Origin of the sequence: Bacillus sp. JJ1127 (assembly GCF_036965845.1) — a bacterium.
Classification (GTDB): Bacteria; Bacillota; Bacilli; order Bacillales; family Bacillaceae_G; genus Bacillus_A.
In genome coordinates, this window is the sequence record NZ_JBALQK010000125.1 from 1 (window position 1) to 1,584 (window position 1,584).

2 protein-coding genes are annotated in these 1,584 nt (G+C 26.8%); one reads left to right on the forward strand and one right to left on the reverse strand.

What is annotated here, in order from left to right; translation table 11 throughout:
- Positions 1-55: 55 nt before the first annotated feature.
- Positions 56-241, reverse strand: a complete 186-nt coding sequence (locus V7183_RS13120) for a hypothetical protein (protein WP_335359809.1) — start codon at positions 239-241, stop codon at positions 56-58.
- 753 nt (positions 242-994) lie between these two features.
- On the opposite strand from V7183_RS13120, the gene V7183_RS13125 reads away from it, so the two are divergent.
- On the forward strand, positions 995-1,423 hold the full coding sequence (locus V7183_RS13125) for a helix-turn-helix domain-containing protein (protein WP_335359810.1): 429 nt from the start codon (positions 995-997) through the stop codon (positions 1,421-1,423).
- Positions 1,424-1,584: the final 161 nt, after the last annotated feature.

A 1,584-nucleotide genomic window follows, 5' to 3' on the forward strand; every position in this document is an offset into this window, starting at 1 on the left:
TTTAAAAAAAGACTACATCTATATATGGATGTAGTCTTTTTTTAAAGAACTTTGATTATTTGTTTTTGGGGGTATTGATTTTTTCAGTGTATAGAAGTTTTTCAACGTAATGTTTTGAAATAACCAGAGGTTGTGTGTTTGAACTATTTTTAAATTTTGTATAACTTGGTTTTTTAATTGGTGTTGTTATAGTTTCTGCAAATTCATATGGGTAATTAATTTTAGATTTGTCTTCAAACATATAGATAGCTCCTTTTTAGGATATTGTTAAAGAGTTGTACTATAATACAATATGTTTATATATTTTTTTGGGGACTAGATATGTATTAACCAATTTACATTGGAATATCATCAGATGATTTGGTTGGACTAGTTGTTTCTGTTAGTAACTATGAAGCTTTTATTATTAAGATTTCACTCTTTTTTTTGCTGTCCCATTACATAATAAAGGCTAACAAATGTAAACAAAGAACCATGGAAATTGTTCTACGGTTCTTTGTTGAATATAGCAGTTCTTATTTAGTGTTCTATTTAACTATACATGTAAAAGTATTGCTATTTTTGTAAGTGCTCACTTATAATAAAGGTATATATTTATAAAATTTAATATTATAATAAAAGGAGGTATAATATGGAGATCGCAATGGCAGTTTTAAAATTTATAAGTGGAGTAATTCCATTAGTACAGGAGTTTTTAAAAGTGTTTATGTAAGTTCATTATTCAGTAATTATTTATAAAAACTATCATATAAATGATCTGTATTTCAAGGACGAATTATTGATGTACAGATCATTTGTCTGAGTAAATTAAAAAAAGAATCCCAAAAGGAATAAGGGATTCTTTTTTTAGTTTCTGATAATATTGTATCAATTGAATGTAGAGGGTAATTTAGTAAGAATTTAAATATGTGAACCATTAGTTTACATGTATTAGATTAATGGTTTCTTTATTAATTAGGGGTTTATATGTAATGATTTCTTAGAGGTGAATGATATGAATTTAGGTTCGCAATTGAAAAAAATTCGTGAATCAAAAAGCTTTTCACAAGAAGATGTGGCTCGAAAGGTTGGAGTGACTAGACAAGCTGTTTATAAATGGGAGAGTAATAAAAGTTATCCTGATATTGATAATTTGATTTTACTTAGTGAATTATATGAGGTAACAATTGATGAGTTAATAAAGGGATCAGAGGATGCTAGGGAGGAGTTAGATAAAAAGGATAAGGATGAGTGTGAGGACGATGATGATGAAAATGATTTTGGCTTTTTTATAGGTATTGCTCTTATATTTATAGGGATATTTATTGGATCTGAAGGAATTTCTTTATTTATAACCATATTGGGAATGCTGATTATGGTATTTTATAGTGATGTGAAAAAAGCAATCATTAATGAATTTAAAATAAAAAGAAGACCGAACTAGATTGTTTTTCTAGTTTGATCTTCTTTTTGTTGATGTGATGGAACTTCAAGTATGTAGAAATTTTAAAAAACCTCTTCATAGTATTAAAGGGACTTTTCTCACACAAATGATCTGTACATCAATTTATTTTTGATATACAGATCATTTGTATGATAATTTTT

Excerpts from the sequence above, each read along its gene's own strand:
- V7183_RS13120 (WP_335359809.1), bottom strand. The coding sequence starts at position 241 with ATGTTTGAAGACAAATCTAAAATTAATTACCCATATGAATTTGCAGAA.
- V7183_RS13125 (WP_335359810.1), top strand. The coding sequence starts at position 995 with ATGAATTTAGGTTCGCAATTGAAAAAAATTCGTGAATCAAAAAGCTTT.